Below are 19,162 nucleotides of genomic sequence, written 5' to 3'. Positions count from 1 at the left end.
GAGAGCGCCCTGGGCTTTTGCCCTGTGCAACTCATTCGGTGCACCCCCGCGATCGGTTTGGAACGGGTTTCCTGAGGTTCACGGGGCCGGCATTTCGTAGCGTGGGGGCATGGCTCCTGCACAGCTCTCCACCACCGACCGACTCCGGGCGGTCGACGCCTGGTGGCGTGCCGCCAACTACCTGACGGTCGGGCAGATCTACCTGCTGGACAACCCGCTGTTGGGGCGGCCGATCGAGCCCGACGACATCAAGCCCCGGCTGCTCGGACACTGGGGCACCTCGCCCGCCCTCAACCTCGTGTACGCGCACTGCAACGCGCTGATCGCCGAGACCGGACGCGAGTTCCTGTACGTCTGCGGCCCGGGCCACGGCGGCCCGGCGATGAACGCGAACGCCTGGCTCGACGGCACGTGGGGCGAGCTGTACGCGGACGACGACCTGCAGCGCTTCTTCCGGCAGTTCTCGTTCCCCGGCGGGATCCCGTCGCACGCGGCACCGGAGACACCCGGGTCCATCAACGAGGGCGGCGAACTCGGCTACTCCCTCGCCCACGCGTACGGAGCGGCCCTGGACAACCCCGACCTGGTGGTCGCGTGCGTCGTCGGCGACGGCGAGGCGGAGACCGGCCCGCTCGCGGGGTCGTGGCAGGCACACACCTTCCTCGACCCGGTGTCCGACGGTGCCGTGCTCCCGATCCTCAACCTCAACGGGTGGAAGATCGCGAACCCCACCGTCCTCGCCCGCATCCCCGGTGAGGACCTGACCGCCTACTTCCGTGGCCTCGGGTACGACCCGATCGTGGTGGACTCGAAGCGGGTCGACGACGACCCGTACGCCGTGCACGCCCTGTTCGACGGTGCTCTGCGTCGAGCGCTCGCATCGATCGACGACATCCAGGCGGCAGCTCGGGCGCAGGCCGAACGTGCGGCTGCCGGGCAGCCCGCCGGCGCCGCCGACCTGCGCCCGCGCTGGCCGATGATCATCCTCCGCAGTCCGAAGGGGTGGACCGGGCCGAAGGAGGTCGACGGCCAGCAGATCGAAGGGACGTTCCGCGCCCACCAGGTGCCGCTGTCCGAGGTCCGCGAGAACTCCGCACACCGCGCCCAGCTCGAGGAGTGGATGCGGTCCTACCGACCCGAGGAGCTCTTCGACGCGGACGGGAACCCCGTCGGGATCATGACGACGATCCGTCCCACCGGCGACGACCGGATGAGCGCCACTCCCCACGCCAACGGCGGGCGCATCCGGACGGCCCTCGACCGACCAGCGCTCGACGCGTACGGGGTCCCCGCCGGCTCGACGGCCTCGGCCACCGGCACGCTCGGCCCGTGGCTCGCAGCGCTGATCACGAAGAACCCGTCGTCGTTCCGGCTCTTCGGCCCGGACGAGACGATCTCGAACAAGCTCGACGCCGTCTTCGACGTCACCTCGCGCGTGTGGCGTGCACAACGGGCGGTCGGCGACGAGCACCTCGCTGCCCGTGGACGCGTGACCGAGGTGCTGTCCGAGCACCTGCTGGAGGGCATGCTCGAGGGCTACGTGCTCTCCGGCCGGCACGGGCTCCTGAACACCTACGAGGCGTTCGCCCACATCATCGACTCGATGGTCGGGCAGTACGCCAAGTGGCTCGAGTCCTCGACCGACATCGACTGGCGTGCGCCCGTGTCGAACCTGTCGATCCTGCTGTCGTCGCACGTCTGGCGGCAGGACCACAACGGGTTCTCCCACCAGGACCCCGGGTTCCTCGACGTCGTCGCGTCCAAGCAGCAGGACCTGGTCCGGATCAAGCTCCCCGCCGACGCCAACACGCTGCTCGCCGTCGCGGCACACGCCTTCGAGACCACCGACCGCATCGAGGTGATCGTCGCCGGGAAGCACCCCGAGCCCGTCTTCCTGTCCCTCGAGGACGCCGTCGCCCACGCGGACGCCGGTCTCGGGGTCTGGGACTGGGCCGGCACCGAGCAGTCCGTCGGTCGCGTCGACGTCGTCCTCGCCTGCGCCGGGGACGTCCCCACGGTCGAGGCGGTCGCCGCCGCGGACATCATCCGGCAGCACGCTCCCGGGGTCGGCGTCCGGGTCGTCAACGTCGTCGACCTGCTCGCCCTCGGCGACCCCCGGAAGCACGAGCACCCGATCCCCGACGAGCGGTACGACGAGCTCTTCCTGCCCGGGACCCCGACGGTGTTCGCGTTCCACGGGTACCCGTCGCTCGTGCACCAGCTGACCTACCGTCGCAACGGGCACGACGACCTGCACGTGCATGGCTTCCTGGAGCAGGGCACGACGACGACGCCGTTCGACATGCTCATGCGGAACGAGATGGACCGCTTCGCGCTGGCGCACGACGCCCTGACGCGGGTCGACGCGGGTCCACACGCCGAGTTGCTCGACCGGCTGTCCGCCGCACGGGACGCGGCCCGCGAGTACGCCTACTCACGGGGCGAGGACCACCCGTCCGTCGACGGGTGGGAGTTCTCGGGGTGGCCGCAGGACCCGTCTGCCTGATCCCTCCTGCACAGGCCGGGAGGCCCGGATCACCGTCCACAGGACCGGTCACGCCCGCCGCGTGGCCGGTCCTGTGGCGTCAGGGTGGTCCACATGGATGTCGCGTTGACGAGTGCGGTCGTGTCGGTGGTCGGGGCTCTCGTGGCCGTCGGCGCGTTGGTCGTGTCGGTCGTCGACGGGCGGGCCGGGCGGCGAAATACCGAGTTCTTGGGGCACCGGGATCTCTGGTGGCAGCGTTGGTCGTGGGTCGCCGACCGCGCGACCTCGGACGACGTGCGGCAGCGAGAGGCCGCTGCTGTCATGTCGGTCGCCCTGACGACCCGCGACTGGACGACCGCTGACGACCGCTGGGTCCGCCAGGCACTCGATGACCTGAAGACAGCGACGAACGAAGGGACGAACGATGATCTCGAAGCTCAGTGACCGGGACTTCAAGTACTGGCTGGACGGACGTGAGCTCACCACGCCAGCGCTGCTCGCCGATCCGCACTACGGCCCCCTGATGCGGGCGAAGGGCGCCGAGGAGGAGCTCCGCCAGGCACGGATCGAGTGGCGCGAACGGCAGGAGCGCGCCCGCGCGCGGAAGCTCAAGTACGAGGCGTCCTTCGGTGAGAGCTGAACCGACGCCCTGCGAGCCTGCCACGCTGAGACCGTGACCGACCTCGTCATCCCGGCCCCGAGCCTCCCGACCGTCCCCACGACCACGGGCGCACGCTTCCCCGTCCGACGCGTCTTCTGCGTCGGTCGGAACTACGCGGCGCACGCACGCGAGATGGGTCACGACCCAGATCGCGAGCCGCCGTTCTTCTTCACCAAGCCGGCGGACGCCGTCGTCGTCGACGACGCGGACACCCCGTACCCGCCGCAGACGGCGCAGCTCGAGCACGAGGTCGAACTGGTCGTCGCGATCGGCACCGGCGGCGCGGACATCGGCGTCGACGACGCGCTCAGCCACGTCTGGGGCTACGCGGTGGGCATCGACCTCACCCGACGCGATCTCCAGGCCGAGGCCAAGCGCCTCGGTCGGCCCTGGGACACGGCGAAGGGGTTCGACGCCTCGGCACCGATCGGCGCGATCGTCCCGGCGCAGGGCATCGACCCGACGGCTGGTGTGATCGAGCTCGCCGTCGACGGCGAACGACGGCAGGTCGGTGACCTGGCCGAGCAGATCTGGTCGGTGGCAGAGACGATCGCGGCGCTGTCGCGGTCGGTGACGCTCGCCCCCGGGGACCTGCTCATGACGGGGACGCCCGAGGGGGTCGGGGCCCTGCAACGCGGACAACTCGTCGTCGGCACGATCGCCGGCATCGGCACGGTCCGCACCTGCATCGTCTGACCGGCGTTTCCGCAGTGTGACGCGCCGCTGGGAGGGCTCGCAGACACGCCGGGTATCCCTGGTGCGACGCCAGGTGGGGATCGCGGCGTCGCACACACGGGGCAGGACCATCGCGGCGGGCGTCTGCAGCTGCTCCGGGATGACGGAGGTACGGCCGTGATGGAACACGATCTGCTGGCGACGTCGTGGACGTGGGCGGGCGACGAGCCCATCAGCGAACGGGTCCACGTGGTCGGTGCCGCTGGGTTCGCCGGGCTCTCGTTGTCGCTCGACGACCTGCACGAGGTGCGTGCGACGACGGGCTTCGCCGAACTCCGCCGCATGCTCGACGGTGCGGGGATCGTCTGGGTCCAGTTGGGGCCGCTCGACCGCTGGTGGACGTGCACGAGCCGGACCGACGACGACGCCGCCGACCGCGGGGTGGTCCTCGAGGCCGCCGCGGCGCTCCGTGCCTGGCAGGTGATCGCTCGTGCCGACACGACGTTGCCCGGCGCCTCACCGCTCACGATGGCCGACGACTGGACCGTGCTGGCCGACCAGGCCGCGGCCGTCGGCGCGCAGCTCGTCCTCGAACCCGAGCCGTGGTCGAACCTGCCGACGATCGAACGGGCCTCGCGGTTCGTCGCGGCGGCGGGTCACCCGAACGGCGGGCTGCTGCTCGACGCGATGCACACCCTGCGGGGCGGGTCCACGTTGGCGTCGATCCGCCAGGCGGTCGCGCCCGCGACGCTCGCGGCGGTCGAACTGAGCGACGGGCTCCTGCACACCCCGGCCGGCATGACCCTGTCCGAAGAGGCCCGCGAGGCACGGTACCTGCCCGGAGCGGGCGCGTGGGACCTGCCGGGGCTCGTGCGCACCGTCCGGGAGCTCGGTTTCGACGAGCCGTGGGGCGTCGAGGTCCGGACCCCCGGCCACCGAGCGATGCCGATCGGCGACGCCCTGCGGACGGCCGCGGCGGCGACGCGGGCCGTGCTCGACGCGGCCGACGCGTACGGCGCACCGGCCGCGCCGGCGATGCCCTCGTCACCGGCTCCGACCTCGGCGGTCGACTTCGAGCCGCCCCACCCCCGGACCGATCCGCGGGGCAGGACACACTGGGGGTCGCACCGCCCGGCCGGACGCCGGGACGCCGACACAGGCACGCCCGCGTAGCCTCCTGGAGCATGAGCGACCAGACTGCACACGACGACGACCTCCTCCGCCGCTCGCAGGAGTCCATCGACGAGGCCAAGGCCGCTGCGGCCGAGGTGTCCGAGCCCGGCGAGGACGAGCTCGTCGACGAGGACCTCCCCGTCGCGGACGACGCCGAGCCGTCGGACGGATCGGCACCGGCCGCCTGACGCTCAGTCGATCTCGACGACGCGGACGGTGACGTCGGAGGGCGATGCCCCGAGGGCGTGGCGCGCTGCGGTCACGACGGCGTCACGCACGGCCCGGATGACCGTGATCGTCGGCACGGCCCGGTCGGTCGTGACGACCACGCGGATCCGCGCCCCGTCCGGGCGGTCCTGCACGAGCACGGCGCCACCGTCGCGCGGGATCTCGAGCACGGAGCGGACGTCGCGGACGAGCGTGGCGAGCCCGGGGCCGGGCGGCAGGACCGACCGGACGCCCGGCACCGCGAGGACGACCGAGGTGAGTTCGCGGGAGAGCACCCGGACGTCCGCGGTCACGGTGTGCCCCCGACCACGACGTCGGCGACGCGGACGACGACACTGCGGATCCGGAACGGTGCGTGCGCGCCGAGCACCGACGTGATGTGCGCCCGGAGCGCCTCGGCACGGTCCGACACCGATGCCTCGAGCGTGGCCACGATGGTGACGTCGACGTCCACGGCACCGCCGGGGACCCCGACGTCCCCGCTGAACCGGGTCCGCCGGACGACGACACCGGGCACGTCGTCACCGAGGGTGCGGACGAGTCCGCGCAGAGCCCCCTCGGTCACGACCAGGTGCGCGGCCGGATCGTCGTCGGGGACCGGGATGTCCCGTCCGGCGTGGGCGGTCGTCCGGATGGACGCGAGCACCGAGCTGATCCAGCGCTCGTCGCCGTCCGCCGATGCCTCGGTGTCGAGCAGGTCCCGTGATGCCACCCGCAGGGCCTGCAGCCGCTCGAGTGCGGCGACGGCTTCGGGGTCACCCTCGATGTCCGCCCGGACAGGAGTCCGGTCGGCGTCGAGGTAGTCGGAGAGTTCATCCAGCGTGAAGGCACCGTGACGGTCGTCGACGTCGTCGGTCATCGCCACCCCTCCATCTGTTCGAGCACGTGTCGCCGCGCACGTGCGAGCAGCCCGCGGACGGTCGGCGCGGGCAACCCGGTCGCCTCGGCGATCTCGGCGTAGGGCGCCCCACCCACCTCGCGCATCACCCAGACGGCGCGCTGTGCATCCGGGAGTGCCTGCACGATACGCGCGAGTTCCCGCACCTGCATCCGGGTGGCGACCACCTCGTCGACGGGTCGTTCGTCCGGGGCGTCGACCATCGCTTCGAGGTCGGCGTGCGGGTGCCGCCCGCGGAGCCGGTCGAGGGCCTTGTTGGCCGCGATCCGGAAGAGCCAGTTGCGCACCCGCTCCGGGTCCTCGACCCGGTCGATGCGCTGCCAGGCCTGCAGTGCGGCTTCCTGGACGGCGTCGTCGGCCTCGCCGTCGCCGTACCCGAGGATCCGAGCCGCGTAGGCCCGCATGTGCGGTCCGTACCGACGGATCAGCACCCCGAACGCGGCCGTGTCGCCGTCGGCGCTGCGCTCGACGAGCGAGGCGTCGGACAACGCCGCGAGGGCTTCGTCGCTGGACAGGAGCAGCTCCTCTTCGCGGATCTCGGATTCTCGTGTGACGAATCGGGTGTTCGTCACGTCCTTAGTACGTGCCTACCAGGTACGCCTCCGCGCGCCTGGTGCGAGCGCGCCGTGGCCGGCCATCCCTGAAGGGTCGGTCACGGTGCTTCGACGGCGGCCCGTGCGCTCCCTGATCCGGTGCACGGGCCGTCTTCTCCCCCGCCCCGGCGGCTACTCGTCGGTCTCGTCGGCGAGGAAGTCCGCGTAGGTCGCTTCGGTGTCGGTCACCACGGCCCCCGGATCGACCGGGATCCGTGCGGCACGATCCCCGTTGATCGCGACGCGTTCCTCGGCCGTGTACGGCGGCAGGTACTTGCTCGAGCTCATCCCCAGGCCCTTTCGTCCCGGCGAACGTAACAGTCGGCGGCGGACCGGCGGCCGGACATGTGGAAACGTCCCCCGCCCGGGCGCCGGACGGGGGACGGAATTTCGCCACGGGCGGACCCCATGCGCACGCATCAGCGCGTTCGCGAGCCGGCACATGGCGGCCGGTCCGGCGAGCAGGTCAGTGTTCGCGCACCACGTCCTCGGGGTCCTTGTCCGGACGCCAGCCCCGCCAGGACGGCTGCCGCAGGCGTCCGTCACCGGTCCACTCGGCGAACTCGACCTCGCCCACCCGCTTCGGCGTCACCCAGTGCGCGTCCCGTGCGTCGATCCGGGGCACGTCGACGAACGGCGAGGTCTTCCGGTCGAGCGGTCGCAGCGCTGCGGCGATCTCGTCGAGGTCGCGGTCACGGAACCCGGTGCCGACCTTGCCGACGTACTCGAGACCGTCCGGACCGGGCACGCCGAGCAACAACGAGCCGATCCCGCCCGATCGACGACCACTGCCAGGCTTCCACCCACCGACCACGACTTCCTGCGTGGCGTGGTGCTTCAGCTTCAGCCAGGCCTCGGACCGCCTGCCCTCGGCGTACTTCGAGCTGCGCTTCTTCGCGACGACCCCTTCGAGGCCCTGCTCCTGCGACGACGCCATCACGCCGTCGAGGTCACCCTGCGAGGCTGGCGGCACGTCGATCGCCCCGCCGGGCTCGACGACCGTCTCGAGCGCTTGCCGCCGGGCGTCGTACGCCAGGCGGGTGAGTTCGTGCCCGTCGGCCTCGAGCACGTCGAAGACCAGGAACCGCACGGGGGTCGTCTGCTGCGCCGCCCGCACCTCGCGCGCCTTCGTCAGGCCCATCCGGTTCTGCAGGAGCTGGAAGCTCGGGCGCCCCCGGTCGTCGAACGCGACGATCTCGCCGTCGAAGACGCCGTCGACCCCGGCACGGTCGCCGAGTTCCTGGAGTTCCGGGTACTGCTCCGTCAGGTCGTTGTCGTTCCGGCTCCGCAGCGTGACCGAGCCGTCCCGGACGGTGGCGAGCGCACGGACGCCGTCCCACTTCATCTCGAACGCCCAGTCGGCCGGGTCCAGCCGGGGTGCGTCCTTCGCCAGGGTGGCCTGCATGGTCCGTCGGTCCCCTGGAGCGGTGTCCGCGGGGCTGGCTCCGCTGATGCGCCGCTGTCCGTCTCGGTGCGCGGCAGAGGGACGGGAGGCCCGCCCCGCGTCCGTCGCGCCGCCGGCGTCCGCCAGCCGGTCGGGTTGCTCCTTCGTGCGGTGGATGAGCCAGTTCTTCTCGTCGCCCGCCCCGCCCCGGCCGCGGGTGTGCAGGAGCGCCAGTCGGCGAGCGCCGCCGGTCCGACCGTGCAGGGTGACGATGACCTCTTCGCCCTCGCGCCACTTCTCGAGCTCGTAGGTGCCGTCGTCCCAGAGCGTGACCGTGCCGCCGCCGTACTCGTCCTTCGGGATCGTGCCCTCGAACGCGCCGTACTCGAGCGGGTGATCCTCGGTCTGCACGGCCAGGTGGTTCTTGCCCGGGTCGGTCGGTTCGCCCTTGGGCAATGCCCAGCTCACCAGCACACCGTCGTGCTCCAGCCGGAAGTCGTAGTGGTCGCGGGTGGCGTGGTGCTCTTGGATCACGAACGTCGGGGTGCCGTCCTTCCGGACCGTGGGGGCTCCTTCGGGCACCGGCTCCGGCGTCTTCGAGGCGTCGCGCTTCGCGCGGTAGGCAGTGAGCCGGTCGCGAGCCGGCTGCTCGGCCTCGTTCGCACGCTCGGTCCGGTCGCTGTCCCAGTGACCGTGGTCGTCGCGCCCGACGGCAAGCGAGGCGGAGGCGACCGGGTGCAGGTGGTCCCCGTGCGCCTGCAGGCGTTCGAGGACCTCGTCCAACGTGAGCTGCGCGAGCCCGCGTTCCTCGAGTTCCTTCCAGGTGCGGGGTGCTGCGACCGTCGGCCGCTCGCGGCCGCGCAGCGAGTACGGCGCGATCGTCGTCTTGTTGCCGTTGTTCTGCGACCAGTCGACGAACACCTTGCCCGTCCGCTCGGCCCGGCTCATCGACGACAGCACCAGGTCGGGCAGGTCGTGCTCGAGCGCCTTCGCGAGTTCGTGCGCGACGTCGGAGACGTTCGCCGTGGTCGACCGGCCGTCGAGGGCGGCGTAGAGGTGGATCCCCTTCGAACCGGAGGTCACCGGGTACGGGTCGAGCCCCATGCCGTGCAGGATCTCGCGTGCCGCGACCGCCACCTCGACGCACTCGGGCAGGCCGACGCCCTCGCCGGGGTCCAGGTCGAGCACGAGCCGGTCCGGGTTCTGCTGCCCACCGCGCGGGCCGAACCGCCACTGCGGCACGTGCAGTTCCAGCGCGGCCTGCTGCGCCATCCACACGAGGGTCGGCAGGTCGTCGACGATCGGGTACTCGTTGTCGTGCTCGGAGTGGTGGATGGTGTGGTGGCGGACCCAGTCGGGCGCGGAGTCCGGCAGGTTCTTCTCGAAGAAGACCTTGCCGTCGACGCCGTTCGCCCACCGCTTCCGGGTCACTGGACGGTCCTTGACGTGCGGGATCATCCACGGCGCCACACGCTCGTAGTACTCGATCACCCGCCCCTTGGTCGTGCCGGTCTCGGGGTAGAGCACCTTGTCCGTGTTCGTCAGCGCCAGTCGCCGATCGCCGACCAGGACGACGGTCTTGCGGGCCGCCGGACTCACAGCGCCACCCCGGTCGCTCCCGCCACCGTCAGGGTCGTGCCCGAGGTGTACGACGACTCCGGCCCCGCCAGGTACACGTAGGCGCTGCCGAGCTCGACGGGCTGCGCCGGCCGGCCGAAGGGGGTGTCCTGGCCGTACCGTGCGATCTCGTCGCCCGGGTAGCTGATCGGCTGCAGTGGCGTCCACACGGGCCCGGGCACCACGGTGTTCGCTCTGATGCCCTTCGCCGCGAGCTGCCGCGCGAGGCCGTTGGTGTAGGTGGTGATCGCGGCCTTCGTCGCCGCGTAGTCGATCATGCGGTCCTGCGGCTGGTACGCGGACACCGAGCTCGTCGTCACGATCGCGCTGCCCGGCGCCATGTGCGGCACGGCTGCCCGGACCAGCCAGAACAGCGAGTACAGGTTGACCTTCATCGTGCGGTCGAAGTCCTCGGTCGACTGCTCGGTGACGTCCTCGTGCACCAGCTGGTGTCCGGCGACCAGGACGAGGGCGTCCAGCCCGCCGAGGTCGCGCACCGCCGTCCGGACGAGTTCGTCGCAGAAGCCCTCGTCCGTCAGGTCACCGGGCAGCATCACGGCGTTGCGACCGAGGTCGGCGATGACGTCACGGACCTCGGTCAGGTCGTCGATCTCCTCGGGCAGGGAGTTCAGTGCGACGTCGGCCCCTTCCTTCGCCATCGCGATCGCCGCGGCTCGGCCGATGCCGGAGTCGGCACCCGTGACGAGCACGCGGTACCCCCGCATGCGCCCCGTGCCGAGGTAGGAGACCTCGCCGTGGTCGGGCGGCGGGTCCATCGCACTGGCCAGCCCGGACCCCTGCTGCGTCTGCGCGGGGAACGGCGGTCTGGCGAACTGCGAGCGCGGGTCCTGCTTGTCGAGCTGGCTCATGCGCCCATCGTGCTCGCGTCGACCGGTCGACGGTCCAGCGAACCCGGATCTGTGGAGAACCCGTCGGCTGCGGGCACTCCCGTGCGGACACGGGCATCATGTGCGCATGAGGTCGATCTGGAAGGGTTCCATCGCGTTCGGGCTCGTCAACGTGCCCATCAAGGTGTACGCGGCCACCGAGACCCACGACGTGTCCCTGCACCAGGTCCACGACGAGGACAAGGGCCGCATCCGCTACAAGCGCGTCTGCGAGTTCGGACACGAGGTCGAGTACGCCGACATCCAGCGTGCCTACGACGACGGCGACAAGACCGTGGTGCTGACCGCGGACGACTTCAAGCAGCTCCCCGAGGAGCAGTTGCACGAGGTCGAGGTGCTCGAGTTCGTCCCCGTCGATCAGGTCGACCCGATGATGTTCGAGAAGACGTACTACCTCGAGCCGGACTCGCGCTCGCCGAAGGCCTACGTGCTGCTGCGCGAGACCCTGGCGAAGACCGACCGGCTCGCGATCGTGCAGTTCACGCTGCGCCAGAAGACCCGGCTCGGCGTGCTGCGCGTCCACGACGACGTCATCCTGCTGCAGGGGCTGCTGTGGGGCGACGAGGTCCGAGCCGCCGACTTCACGGCGCTGGACTCGTCGGTGAAGGTCAGCGCGAACGAGCTGAAGATGTCCTCGTCGCTCGTCGAGAGCATGTCGACGGACTTCGATCCCGACCGCTACACCGACTCCTACCAAGAGGAACTGCAGCAGCTCATCGACGCCAAGCTCGACGCCGGTGACGACATCGACACCGAGAAGACGTTCGGCGCGAAGGACGACGAGGACGACGAGGGCGAGGGCGGTGACGTCCTCGACCTGATGGCCGCCCTGCGTGCGTCCGTGGACAAGAAGCGGACAGGAGGCTCGGGGTCGCGTTCGGCGTCCAGCTCGCGTTCGTCGTCGGGTTCCGACTCGAGCGCGTCCGGCTCGACGAAGAAGGCGCCGGCCGCGAAGGCGCCTGCAAAGAAGACTGCGCCCGCCAAGGCCACCGAGAAGGCCCCCGCGAAGAAGACCCCCGCAAAGAAGGTACCCGCGAAGAAACCCGTGGCCAAGAAGGCCCCCGCCGAGAAGAAGCAGGCGAGCTAGGCCTCTTCACTGCGGCGCAGTTTGGTGTGATCCGGGGTGTGATCCGGGGTGTGAGTGGTAAGTTGCAAGCATGCGCACCACAGAGCTCCAGGCATTCGAACGCTCGATCCGCGCTGACCTCCCGGAGATCGTGGGGGACCTCCGCTCGGTTCTCGGCTCCAAGCTGGTCGCGTACATCGCGGGGGTGAACGAGACCCGAGCGGTGCAGCAATGGTCCGAAGCCGGGGGCCGACGGCCATCAAGCGTCGTCGAGCAGCGGCTGAAGCTCACGTTCCGCGTGGCCGAGTTCATCGCCGGGGTCGACGGAGAACGCGTTGCCCAAGCCTGGTTCCAGGGACTCAATCCGCGACTCGACGACGCTTCCCCGGCGCGGACCCTGCGCGAGGGCGACCTGGACGAAGTCGGCCCGAGGGTCTTGGACGCGGCCCGAGCGTTCGTGGCGAACGACTGATGAAGCTCGAGGGCGACCTCGTCGCCTGCCGCCCCGACGGACCGGTGTGGCGCGTCGGTCGGAAGCCGACGCCGTGGGGTTGGTCCGATTGGAAGTGGGCAGACGGGGGAGTGTTCCCTGGCCGATGGGATTCGCCGAACGGAACCTACCGGACGAGTTACGCGGGTTCCTCGCCGTTCGCGTCCCTCGTCGAGGTACTCGCACAGTTCCGCCCGGACCCTCAGGTCATCGACGCAATGGCGGAGATCATCGAAGACGAAGTCGATGCGCTCTACCCGACGGGCCAAGCCGGTGTCGTACCGTCGACGTGGTTCCGAGAGCGGCTCCTCGCCCGCGCGGCGCTTTCCGGAGTGTTCTGCGACGTCGGCGCAGCTGCGACCGTGGCACAGCTCCGTCCGGAGTTCCTCGAGTCCGCGCAGCGGCTGGGGCTCGCGGACTTCGACGTCTCCGCCGTCCAGCAGGCGAAGCACCGGGCGCTGACGCAACGAGTTGGCCTGGCGATCTACTCACTCACCGACGAGGCGATGAACCCGGTGTTCGACGGAGTGCGGTTCCTTTCCCGGCACGGGTCCGACCTCGAGCTCTGGACGGTGTTCGAGCGATCGGACGACGGGGACCGGAGCCGGTTGCTCCACGACGTCACCGCGGAACCGCTCCGAACGCACGATCCTGCAGTGATCGCGGCGATGCAGCTCCACGGCCTGTCAGCAGAGGACTGACCTCCGACGACACGAGCCGGTAACACGCGTCCGCGACACTGGACCCATGACTCCACAAGAGCCTGGGAGCCTGCAGTCGTCACCCGAGACCGCCGGCCCGCCCGTCACTGTGTCCATCACCCGCCTGGTCGAACCCGACCGCATCCCCGAGGTCACCCACTGGGTGCAGTCCGGCGTGAACCTCGCCAACCGCTACCCGGGGTTCCTCGGCTCCGGGTGGGTGCGGTCCCGGGCGCAGTCCCGCGAGTGGCACATGCTCTACCGCTTCGCCGACCACGACTCGCTGGCCACGTGGGAGAACTCCGACGACCGGCTGCGCTGGCTCGACCTCGGTCGCGACCTGGTCGTGGAGTCCCGCGTCGAGAAGCGCACCGGCATCGAGGGCTGGTTCGACGTCCCGCAGGACGCCCCTGCCTCGAGCGCTCCCCCGCGGTGGAAGCAGGCGGTGAGCATCTGGCTCGGCTTCTTCCCGGTGAACCTGGCGTTCACGATCGTCGTCGGGCTGCTCGTGCCGTCGTTCGCGGGACTCGCAGCGCTGCCGCGGGTGCTCATCACGACGCTCGTGCTCACACCGATCATGACGTTCTGGGTGCTGCCCTTCGTGACGAAGCTGATCCGTCCGTGGCTGCTGGCTCCACCGAGGTCCGAGCGGCCCTAGTCGACGACCCCGAGCGGCACGAACCCGTCGTGGCCGAGGGCGTCCCACCCGACCTGCAGCATGTGCGGCCGGGCCTCGGCGGCGGAGGCCTCGGTCTCGTACGTCAGCGCGAGCATCACGATCGCACCGAACGCCCCGGAGACCCGCGCCCGCCGGTCCAGCGGGGTGGCCGTGGCGTCGACCATGTCGATGCCGAACACGTCGAGGAGCGTCGCGGCGACCGGTTCGAGCCGGACGCCGACGTCGTCCCCGCGCCGCAGGGTGAACGCCGCGAGGGCGAGTTCCGCCCACCCCGGCCGGGCGAGTGCGAGGTCGGCGATCCCCGCGAGCGCCGCGGCGTCGCGGGACTCCCCCGCGGGGGCGTCGGAGGCAGCTGCCCGGATCGCCTCGGTCTGCACGGCGCACTGCGCGAGCGCGGCCTCGACGAGCATCTCCTTGCTCGTGAACCGGGCGAGGATGCCCGCCTTCGAGTAGCCGGCCTGGTCGGCGACGGCCTGCACGGCGGTGTCCTTGATGCCGCGGCGGGCGATGAGTCCGGCGGTGATGTCCAGGACGTCCCCGTTGATCTCCTCGGCAGAGGGCCGAGCACGGCGCGCGGGCCGGGTCATGCGCGGACCGCCGTGGCTCGTGCCGCCCGCTGGCGCCGCGTCCCCGCGACCAGCAGGGTGATCCCGGTCATGACCTCCCACGCGACGATCGTGTACACGGACGCACGCTCCCACACGCCGTCGGGGAGCACGTCGATCACCGTCGACGACGAGTCGACGACGAGCATCACGAGGGAGACGAGGCCGACGATCCCGAGCGCGACGCTCGCGATCCGGTAGGCCGCCGGTGCCCGCAGCGCCCGGGACCCGATGCCGGCGGTGATCGCCACGAGGTTGCCGGTCGTGATCGCTGCCGCCGCGCCGAGCACGTGGAACACGATGGTGCCGCCGTCGGTGCTCGTCTGGCTGCCGTGGAACGAGCCGACCAGGACCATCCCGACCAGGTGGACCACGGCGAGGACCGCGGTCGCCAACCGCGCACGGCGGGACGCGGCACGGAACACCACGACGGCGAGCACCGCTGCGATCCCGAACAGGACGCCCTGCCCGATGAACGTCGTGTTCATGAGCGCGTGCAGCGGTGAGTCGATCCCCCGCCCCTGGAACGCTCCGACGTCGGGGACCCCGAGGTCGGAGATGTAGTTCGTCGCGTAGCTGTAGCCGGGGAACGCCGACGCCGAGACGGCTTCGCCGACGAGCCATCCGACTCCCGCGACCGTCCAGAGTGCGCCGGGGACGAGCGCACGGGGTGTGTCCGTTTTGGTCATGTACTGACCATAACGGTCACTACTTGGAGTTGCCCAGCACCGACAGCTGGTCGAGCCGCTCGAGGATCACGCCCTCGCGGAGCGCCCACGGGCAGATCTCCAGCGCCGGCAGGTCGAAGATGTCGAGGCAGGCCTCGGCCACGAGCGCACCCGGCACCACCTGGTGCGCACGGCTCGCCGACACCCCGGGCAGCGTCGCGAGTTCGTCGACCGACATGGTCAGGAGCGCCGGCAGCTTCGACCGGAGCACGTCACCGTCGAGCACCCGCGGCACGAGCGGACCGGCACCCGAGGGCGCCGCCCCGCAGATCCGCGCGATCGACCGGAAGGTCTTCGAGGTCGCCACGGCACGGTCCGGACGTCCGGCGCGGAGCAACTTGCCGGCGTCGCGGGCGATCTCCACGCGGATCTCGTGCCGGATGCGGCGGACGTCGTCCTCGGTCGGGGTGCCGGCTGCGAAGTAGGACCGGGCCAGGCGTGCAGCGCCGATCGGCATCGACCACGCGACGTCCGGCGCCTCGTCGGCGCCCCCGGCGATCTCGAGCGAGCCGCCGCCGATGTCGAACACCGCGAGCCGTCCGGCGGACCACCCGAACCACCGCCGGACCGCCAGGAACGTCAGTCGCGCCTCGTCCCCACCGGACAGGACGGCCAGTTCGACCCCGGTCGAGGCCTCGACGTGGGCGAGCACCTCGTCGGAGTTCACCGCGTCGCGCACGGCCGAGGTCGCGAAGGCGAGCATGTCCTCGCAGCCGCGTTCCTCGGCGACGCGGACGGCGTCCGCGACGAACCGCGTCAGCGCGTCGACGCCCTCGGGCGTCACCGCGCCGGCGTCGTCGAGGTGCTCGGCCAGCCGCAGCGGCTGCTTGAACGAGGACGCCGGCAGCGGCGCGGCGCCGCCGTGGGCGTCCACCACGAGCAGGTGGCCGGTGTTGGACCCGATGTCGAGGACTCCCACGCGCATGCCACAACGCTAGCTGCCTGGAGGCCCGTCCTCCGCCCGCAGGAACGCCTCGAGTTCCGCCGTGGTCGGGTACGAGGCCTGTGCGCCCGCCTTGGTCGCGGCGTACGCCCCGACCCCCACCGCGAACCGTGCGGCGTCGACGAGGGAGGCCCCCGCCGCCAGCCGCAGGGCCACCGAACCCATGAAGGCGTCGCCGCAGCCCGTGGTGTCCACCGGCTCGACCCGGACGGCGTCGATCGACACCGGGGCCGCATCACCGTCGTGCACGACGCAGCCCGAGCCGCCGCGGGTGACGATCGACCGCGCGACACCGTGCTCGCCGAGCGACTCGGCCTCGTGCTCGTTGACGAGCAGGACGTCGGTCAGCTCGAGCAACTCGGCGGGGACGTCCCCGAACGGCGACAGGTTCGTCAGCACCGTTACCCCGGCGGCGTGCGCTGCCCGGGCTGCGGCGAGGACGACGTCGATCGAGACCTCGAGGCAGAGGCCGAGCACGCCGGCGTCGTCGAAGGCCTCGGCGGGCACGTCGTCCGGCGTCAGCGTGCCGTTGGCGCCGGCGGAGATCACGATGGTGTTCTCCCCCGCGGCGTCGACCGTGATGACGGCGGTGCCGGTGGCCACGCCCTCCCGGACGGCGACGTGCGTCGTGTCCGCACCCGCAGCCGCGACGGAGTCGCGGAGCAGCGCACCGTTCCCGTCGTCGCCGACCGCACCGATCATGCGGACCGTGCCCCCGAGCCTCCCGGCAGCCACCGCCTGGTTGGCGGACTTGCCACCCGGCAGGATCGCCAGGTCGGACCCGTGCAGGGTCTCACCGGGCTTCGGGAACCGCTCGGTCCGGACCACCAGGTCCGCGTTGAGCGATCCGACGATCACGATGGTCTGGGTCAACGGACGGTCTCCTTCTGCGGCGCGACGGACGTGGTCTCGGCGCTCTCCGGGCGGGGGATGAGGAACGAGATCGCGAGCGCGGCGGTCGTGATCACGGCACCGAGCAGCATGCCACCGGAGTACCCGGCGGTGCCCGCGGACCCGCCGACCCCGAGCGCGATCTGCAGCGCCGGCAGGACGGCGAAGCTGACCCCGGCACCGAGGTTGAACGCACCGGCGTTCAGACCGGGCAGGAAGCCGGGGTTCGACTCCGGCGAGAGCACGATGCCCAGGCCGTTCAGGATGATGTTCGCGATGCCGGCGTACGTGATGCCGATCAGGACGGTCGCGGTGACCAGGACCGGCAGCGAGTGCACGCCCACGAGCGCCATCAGGACCGTCGAGACGATGCTGCCGATGAGGCCGAAGCGGAGCACGGCGCGGTAGCCGATGGTCGGCGCGAGGCGTCCGGCGAACGGACCGACGATCCAGCCGACCAGCGCGTAGGGGGTGAGGAACACCAGCGAGGCGAGGTCGGGTTCCATGCCGAAGCCGGCGTCGCCGTTCTGCGCGAGCGACGTGACGAGACCGTTGACGACCGCGAAGACGCCCGTCATGGTCAGGAACGTCGTCGCGAGGAGCGCCCACGTGGCACGGCGCTTGAGGAACCGGGTCTCGACGAGCGGCTCCTTCACGCGGGACTCGACCGCCCAGAACACCGCGAAGGCGGCGAGCGCGACGACGACGCCGCCGATCACCAGCGCCGGGTTGGCGGCACCGAGCTTGCCGGCCTCGTTGAACGCGGTGAGCAGTGCCCCGACCGAGACGACGAGGGGCACGACACCGATCCAGTCCATCCGGGTACCGGCGGACGGCTTCGACTCCACACCCCACACGGCGACGAGCGCCAGCGCGATGACGGTGACGACGGCGATGACCCAGAAGATCCCGCGGAACCCGAAGTTCGTGGCGATCCAGCCACCGGCCAGGGCATCGACCCCGGCGATGCCGCCGTTCACGGCGGTGAGCAGACCGAGCGCGGCGCCGTAGCGCTTCGGGTCGGCGATCTCGTTGCGCAGGACGAGCAGGCAGATCGGGACGACCGGACCGGTGACACCCTGGATGATCCGGCCGGCGAACAGCATCGGCACGTTCACGGCGAGTGCGGCGACGATGCTGCCGACGAGCATCACGGCGAGCATGCCGACCAGGACGCGCTTGCGGCCGACGATGTCGGACAGGCGCGGCAGGAACAGCGAGAACAGTGCCGCGAGCGTGAAGTACAGGGTCTGCGAGAGCCCGATCGTGGCGTCGTCGGTCTTGAGCTCGCGCGCCATCGTGACCAGCGCGGGGCTGAGCATGCTCGCGTTGAGCTGGAACGCGATGCACGCTGCGAGGAGCGCCGCGGTGAGGGCGCCGATCGACTTCTTCGTCGATGTGGTGGTCATGGTGCTCAGATCTCCGAGGTCGTGGTGGTGGTCGTGGCGGCGCGCGGGGTCCAGCCGGTGTCAGGGGTCTCGCCGATGCGCTCGAGGGCGTCGACGACCAGGTCCCAGAACCGTTCGTGGTCGAGCTCCATGGCCGCGCTCGTCCGGCAGTCCTCCGGCGCGGGCGCACGGAAGTCGGCGACGGTCATGCCCAGCGTCAGGGTGCCCTGGGTCTCGATGTGGATCGGGACCTTCACGGCGCGGACGATGGTCGGGTCGATGACGTAGGCGACGGCGCAGGGGTCGTGCACCGGCGGGGAGTCGAAGCCCTGCGCGTCCTTGTAGGTCTGGCCGAAGAAGTCGAGCAGCTCGCCGACGAACGCGGCGGGGGCGGTGCCGACGGCGGCGATGCGTGCGGCGACCTCCGGGGTGGCGAGAGCCTGGTGCGTCAGGTCGAGTCCGACCATGACGACGTCCCAGCCGGCGTCGAAGACGATCGACGCGGCCTCGGGGTCGATGACGATGTTGAACTCGGCGACGGGACTCCAGTTGCCGACGTGCACGCCACCGCCCATGAGTACGACCTGCTTGACGCGCTCGACGATGCGGGGTTCCTTGCGGGCCGCGAGGGCGATGTTCGTCAGGCCGCCGGTCGGCACCAGCGTGACGGTGCCGGGCTCGTGCGCCATGACCGTCTCGATGATCAGGTCGACGGCGTGCCGCTGGTCGAGCTCGAACGAGGGCTCGGGCAGCATCGGCCCGTCGAGGCCGCTCTCGCCGTGAATGTCCGGGGCGACCTCGATCTGGCGCAGGAGCGGACGATCGGCGCCCGCGGCGAACGGCACCCCGGTGATGCCGGCGATGCGCGCGACGGCGAGGGCGTTGCGGGTGACCTTCGGCAGCGTCTGGTTGCCGACGACGGTGGTGACGGCCAGGAGCTCGATGTCCGGGTTGCCGTGGGCCAGCAGGATGGCGACGGCGTCGTCGTGGCCGGGGTCGCAGTCGAGGATGATCTTCGCGGGCTGGGTCGCACTGGGCACGCTGGGCGC

Annotated in this window: 22 protein-coding genes; 10 read left to right on the top strand and 12 right to left on the bottom strand. The window is 71.2% G+C overall.

Annotated features, from left to right (window positions below):
• The first annotated feature begins 109 nt into the window (after positions 1-109).
• The 6 genes from GVL05_RS01860 to GVL05_RS01835 all read left to right on the top strand — a co-directional run bounded on the left by GVL05_RS01860 (position 110) and on the right by GVL05_RS01835 (position 5,182).
• On the top strand, positions 110-2,506 hold the full coding sequence (locus GVL05_RS01860; protein WP_159570813.1) for a phosphoketolase: 2,397 nt from the start codon (positions 110-112) through the stop codon (positions 2,504-2,506).
• Positions 2,507-2,626: 120 nt separating this feature from the next.
• Positions 2,627-2,929: a hypothetical protein gene (locus GVL05_RS01855; protein WP_131844797.1), complete on the top strand. Its 303-nt coding sequence runs from the start codon at positions 2,627-2,629 to the stop codon at positions 2,927-2,929.
• Positions 2,910-3,125: a hypothetical protein gene (locus tag GVL05_RS01850; RefSeq protein ID WP_159570810.1), complete on the top strand. Its 216-nt coding sequence runs from the start codon at positions 2,910-2,912 to the stop codon at positions 3,123-3,125. Before GVL05_RS01855 ends, GVL05_RS01850 begins: the two co-directional genes overlap by 20 nt.
• Positions 3,126-3,158: 33 nt before the next feature.
• Positions 3,159-3,842 (top strand): fumarylacetoacetate hydrolase family protein, encoded by a 684-nt coding sequence (locus GVL05_RS01845; protein ID WP_159570807.1) that lies wholly within the window; start codon positions 3,159-3,161, stop codon positions 3,840-3,842.
• A gap of 159 nt (positions 3,843-4,001) precedes the next feature.
• Positions 4,002-4,994 carry a sugar phosphate isomerase/epimerase gene (locus tag GVL05_RS01840; RefSeq protein ID WP_159570804.1) on the top strand — a complete coding sequence of 331 codons (993 nt, stop codon included), beginning with the start codon at positions 4,002-4,004 and terminating at the stop codon, positions 4,992-4,994.
• An 11-nt stretch (positions 4,995-5,005) separates the two neighbouring features.
• Complete coding sequence (locus GVL05_RS01835) at positions 5,006-5,182, top strand: hypothetical protein (protein ID WP_159570801.1); 177 nt, start codon at positions 5,006-5,008, stop codon at positions 5,180-5,182.
• Positions 5,183-5,185: 3 nt separating this feature from the next.
• On the opposite strand, the gene GVL05_RS01830 is transcribed toward GVL05_RS01835, so the two are convergent.
• From GVL05_RS01830 to GVL05_RS01805, 6 genes are all read right to left on the bottom strand, one after another.
• The gene (locus GVL05_RS01830; protein WP_131844800.1) at positions 5,186-5,515 is read right to left on the bottom strand and encodes a hypothetical protein; all 330 of its coding nucleotides are present in this window, start codon (positions 5,513-5,515) and stop codon (positions 5,186-5,188) included.
• Entirely contained in the window at positions 5,512-6,081 is a 570-nt protein-coding gene (locus GVL05_RS01825) for a hypothetical protein (RefSeq protein ID WP_123937329.1), read from the bottom strand. Before GVL05_RS01825 ends, GVL05_RS01830 begins: the two co-directional genes overlap by 4 nt.
• On the bottom strand, positions 6,078-6,692 hold the full coding sequence (locus tag GVL05_RS01820) for an RNA polymerase sigma factor (RefSeq protein WP_235035797.1): 615 nt from the start codon (positions 6,690-6,692) through the stop codon (positions 6,078-6,080). The genes GVL05_RS01825 and GVL05_RS01820 overlap by 4 nt, the downstream gene beginning before the upstream one ends.
• Before the next feature lie 153 nt (positions 6,693-6,845).
• The gene (locus tag GVL05_RS01815; protein ID WP_159570798.1) at positions 6,846-7,001 is read right to left on the bottom strand and encodes a hypothetical protein; all 156 of its coding nucleotides are present in this window, start codon (positions 6,999-7,001) and stop codon (positions 6,846-6,848) included.
• 178 nt (positions 7,002-7,179) lie between these two features.
• Positions 7,180-9,696: an ATP-dependent DNA ligase gene (locus GVL05_RS01810; RefSeq protein ID WP_159570786.1), complete on the bottom strand. Its 2,517-nt coding sequence runs from the start codon at positions 9,694-9,696 to the stop codon at positions 7,180-7,182.
• Entirely contained in the window at positions 9,693-10,583 is an 891-nt protein-coding gene (locus GVL05_RS01805) for an SDR family oxidoreductase (protein ID WP_123294896.1), read from the bottom strand. The genes GVL05_RS01810 and GVL05_RS01805 overlap by 4 nt, the downstream gene beginning before the upstream one ends.
• Positions 10,584-10,689: 106 nt before the next feature.
• Between GVL05_RS01805 and GVL05_RS01800 the strand changes: the two genes are divergently transcribed.
• The 4 genes from GVL05_RS01800 to GVL05_RS01785 all read left to right on the top strand — a co-directional run bounded on the left by GVL05_RS01800 (position 10,690) and on the right by GVL05_RS01785 (position 13,537).
• Entirely contained in the window at positions 10,690-11,709 is a 1,020-nt protein-coding gene (locus GVL05_RS01800; RefSeq protein ID WP_159570783.1) for a Ku protein, read from the top strand.
• Positions 11,710-11,779: 70 nt separating this feature from the next.
• Positions 11,780-12,160 carry a hypothetical protein gene (locus GVL05_RS01795; protein WP_159570780.1) on the top strand — a complete coding sequence of 127 codons (381 nt, stop codon included), beginning with the start codon at positions 11,780-11,782 and terminating at the stop codon, positions 12,158-12,160.
• Between the two features lie 236 nt (positions 12,161-12,396).
• On the top strand, positions 12,397-12,879 hold the full coding sequence (locus GVL05_RS01790) for a hypothetical protein (RefSeq protein ID WP_159570777.1): 483 nt from the start codon (positions 12,397-12,399) through the stop codon (positions 12,877-12,879).
• Between the two features lie 46 nt (positions 12,880-12,925).
• Positions 12,926-13,537 carry an antibiotic biosynthesis monooxygenase gene (locus GVL05_RS01785; protein ID WP_123937324.1) on the top strand — a complete coding sequence of 204 codons (612 nt, stop codon included), beginning with the start codon at positions 12,926-12,928 and terminating at the stop codon, positions 13,535-13,537.
• Here GVL05_RS01785 and GVL05_RS01780 read toward each other — a convergent pair.
• Genes GVL05_RS01780 through GVL05_RS01755 form a run of 6 tightly spaced genes read right to left on the bottom strand, consistent with a single transcriptional unit; the run spans position 13,534 to position 19,153 of the window.
• Positions 13,534-14,145 (bottom strand): TetR/AcrR family transcriptional regulator, encoded by a 612-nt coding sequence (locus GVL05_RS01780; protein WP_159570774.1) that lies wholly within the window; start codon positions 14,143-14,145, stop codon positions 13,534-13,536. The genes GVL05_RS01785 and GVL05_RS01780 overlap by 4 nt on opposite strands.
• Entirely contained in the window at positions 14,142-14,852 is a 711-nt protein-coding gene (locus tag GVL05_RS01775; protein WP_159570771.1) for a DUF998 domain-containing protein, read from the bottom strand. Before GVL05_RS01775 ends, GVL05_RS01780 begins: the two co-directional genes overlap by 4 nt.
• A gap of 19 nt (positions 14,853-14,871) precedes the next feature.
• Positions 14,872-15,816 carry a Ppx/GppA phosphatase family protein gene (locus GVL05_RS01770; RefSeq protein WP_159570768.1) on the bottom strand — a complete coding sequence of 315 codons (945 nt, stop codon included), beginning with the start codon at positions 15,814-15,816 and terminating at the stop codon, positions 14,872-14,874.
• Between the two features lie 9 nt (positions 15,817-15,825).
• On the bottom strand, positions 15,826-16,707 hold the full coding sequence (locus tag GVL05_RS01765; protein WP_159570765.1) for a ribokinase: 882 nt from the start codon (positions 16,705-16,707) through the stop codon (positions 15,826-15,828).
• A complete protein-coding gene (locus tag GVL05_RS01760; protein ID WP_159570762.1) occupies positions 16,704-18,134 on the bottom strand; it encodes an MFS transporter in 1,431 nt (476 codons plus the stop codon). Before GVL05_RS01760 ends, GVL05_RS01765 begins: the two co-directional genes overlap by 4 nt.
• Positions 18,135-18,139: 5 nt before the next feature.
• Positions 18,140-19,153, bottom strand: coding sequence for a nucleoside hydrolase (locus GVL05_RS01755; protein ID WP_123937319.1), 1,014 nt, complete (start codon positions 19,151-19,153; stop codon positions 18,140-18,142).
• Between the last annotated feature and the right edge of the window lie 9 nt (positions 19,154-19,162).

This window comes from Curtobacterium sp. 18060 (genome assembly GCF_902706105.1).
Taxonomy (GTDB): domain Bacteria; phylum Actinomycetota; class Actinomycetes; order Actinomycetales; family Microbacteriaceae; genus Curtobacterium.
The sequence above is the reverse complement of the archived record's forward strand: the minus strand, read 5'-3'. Positions and strand labels throughout refer to the sequence as shown.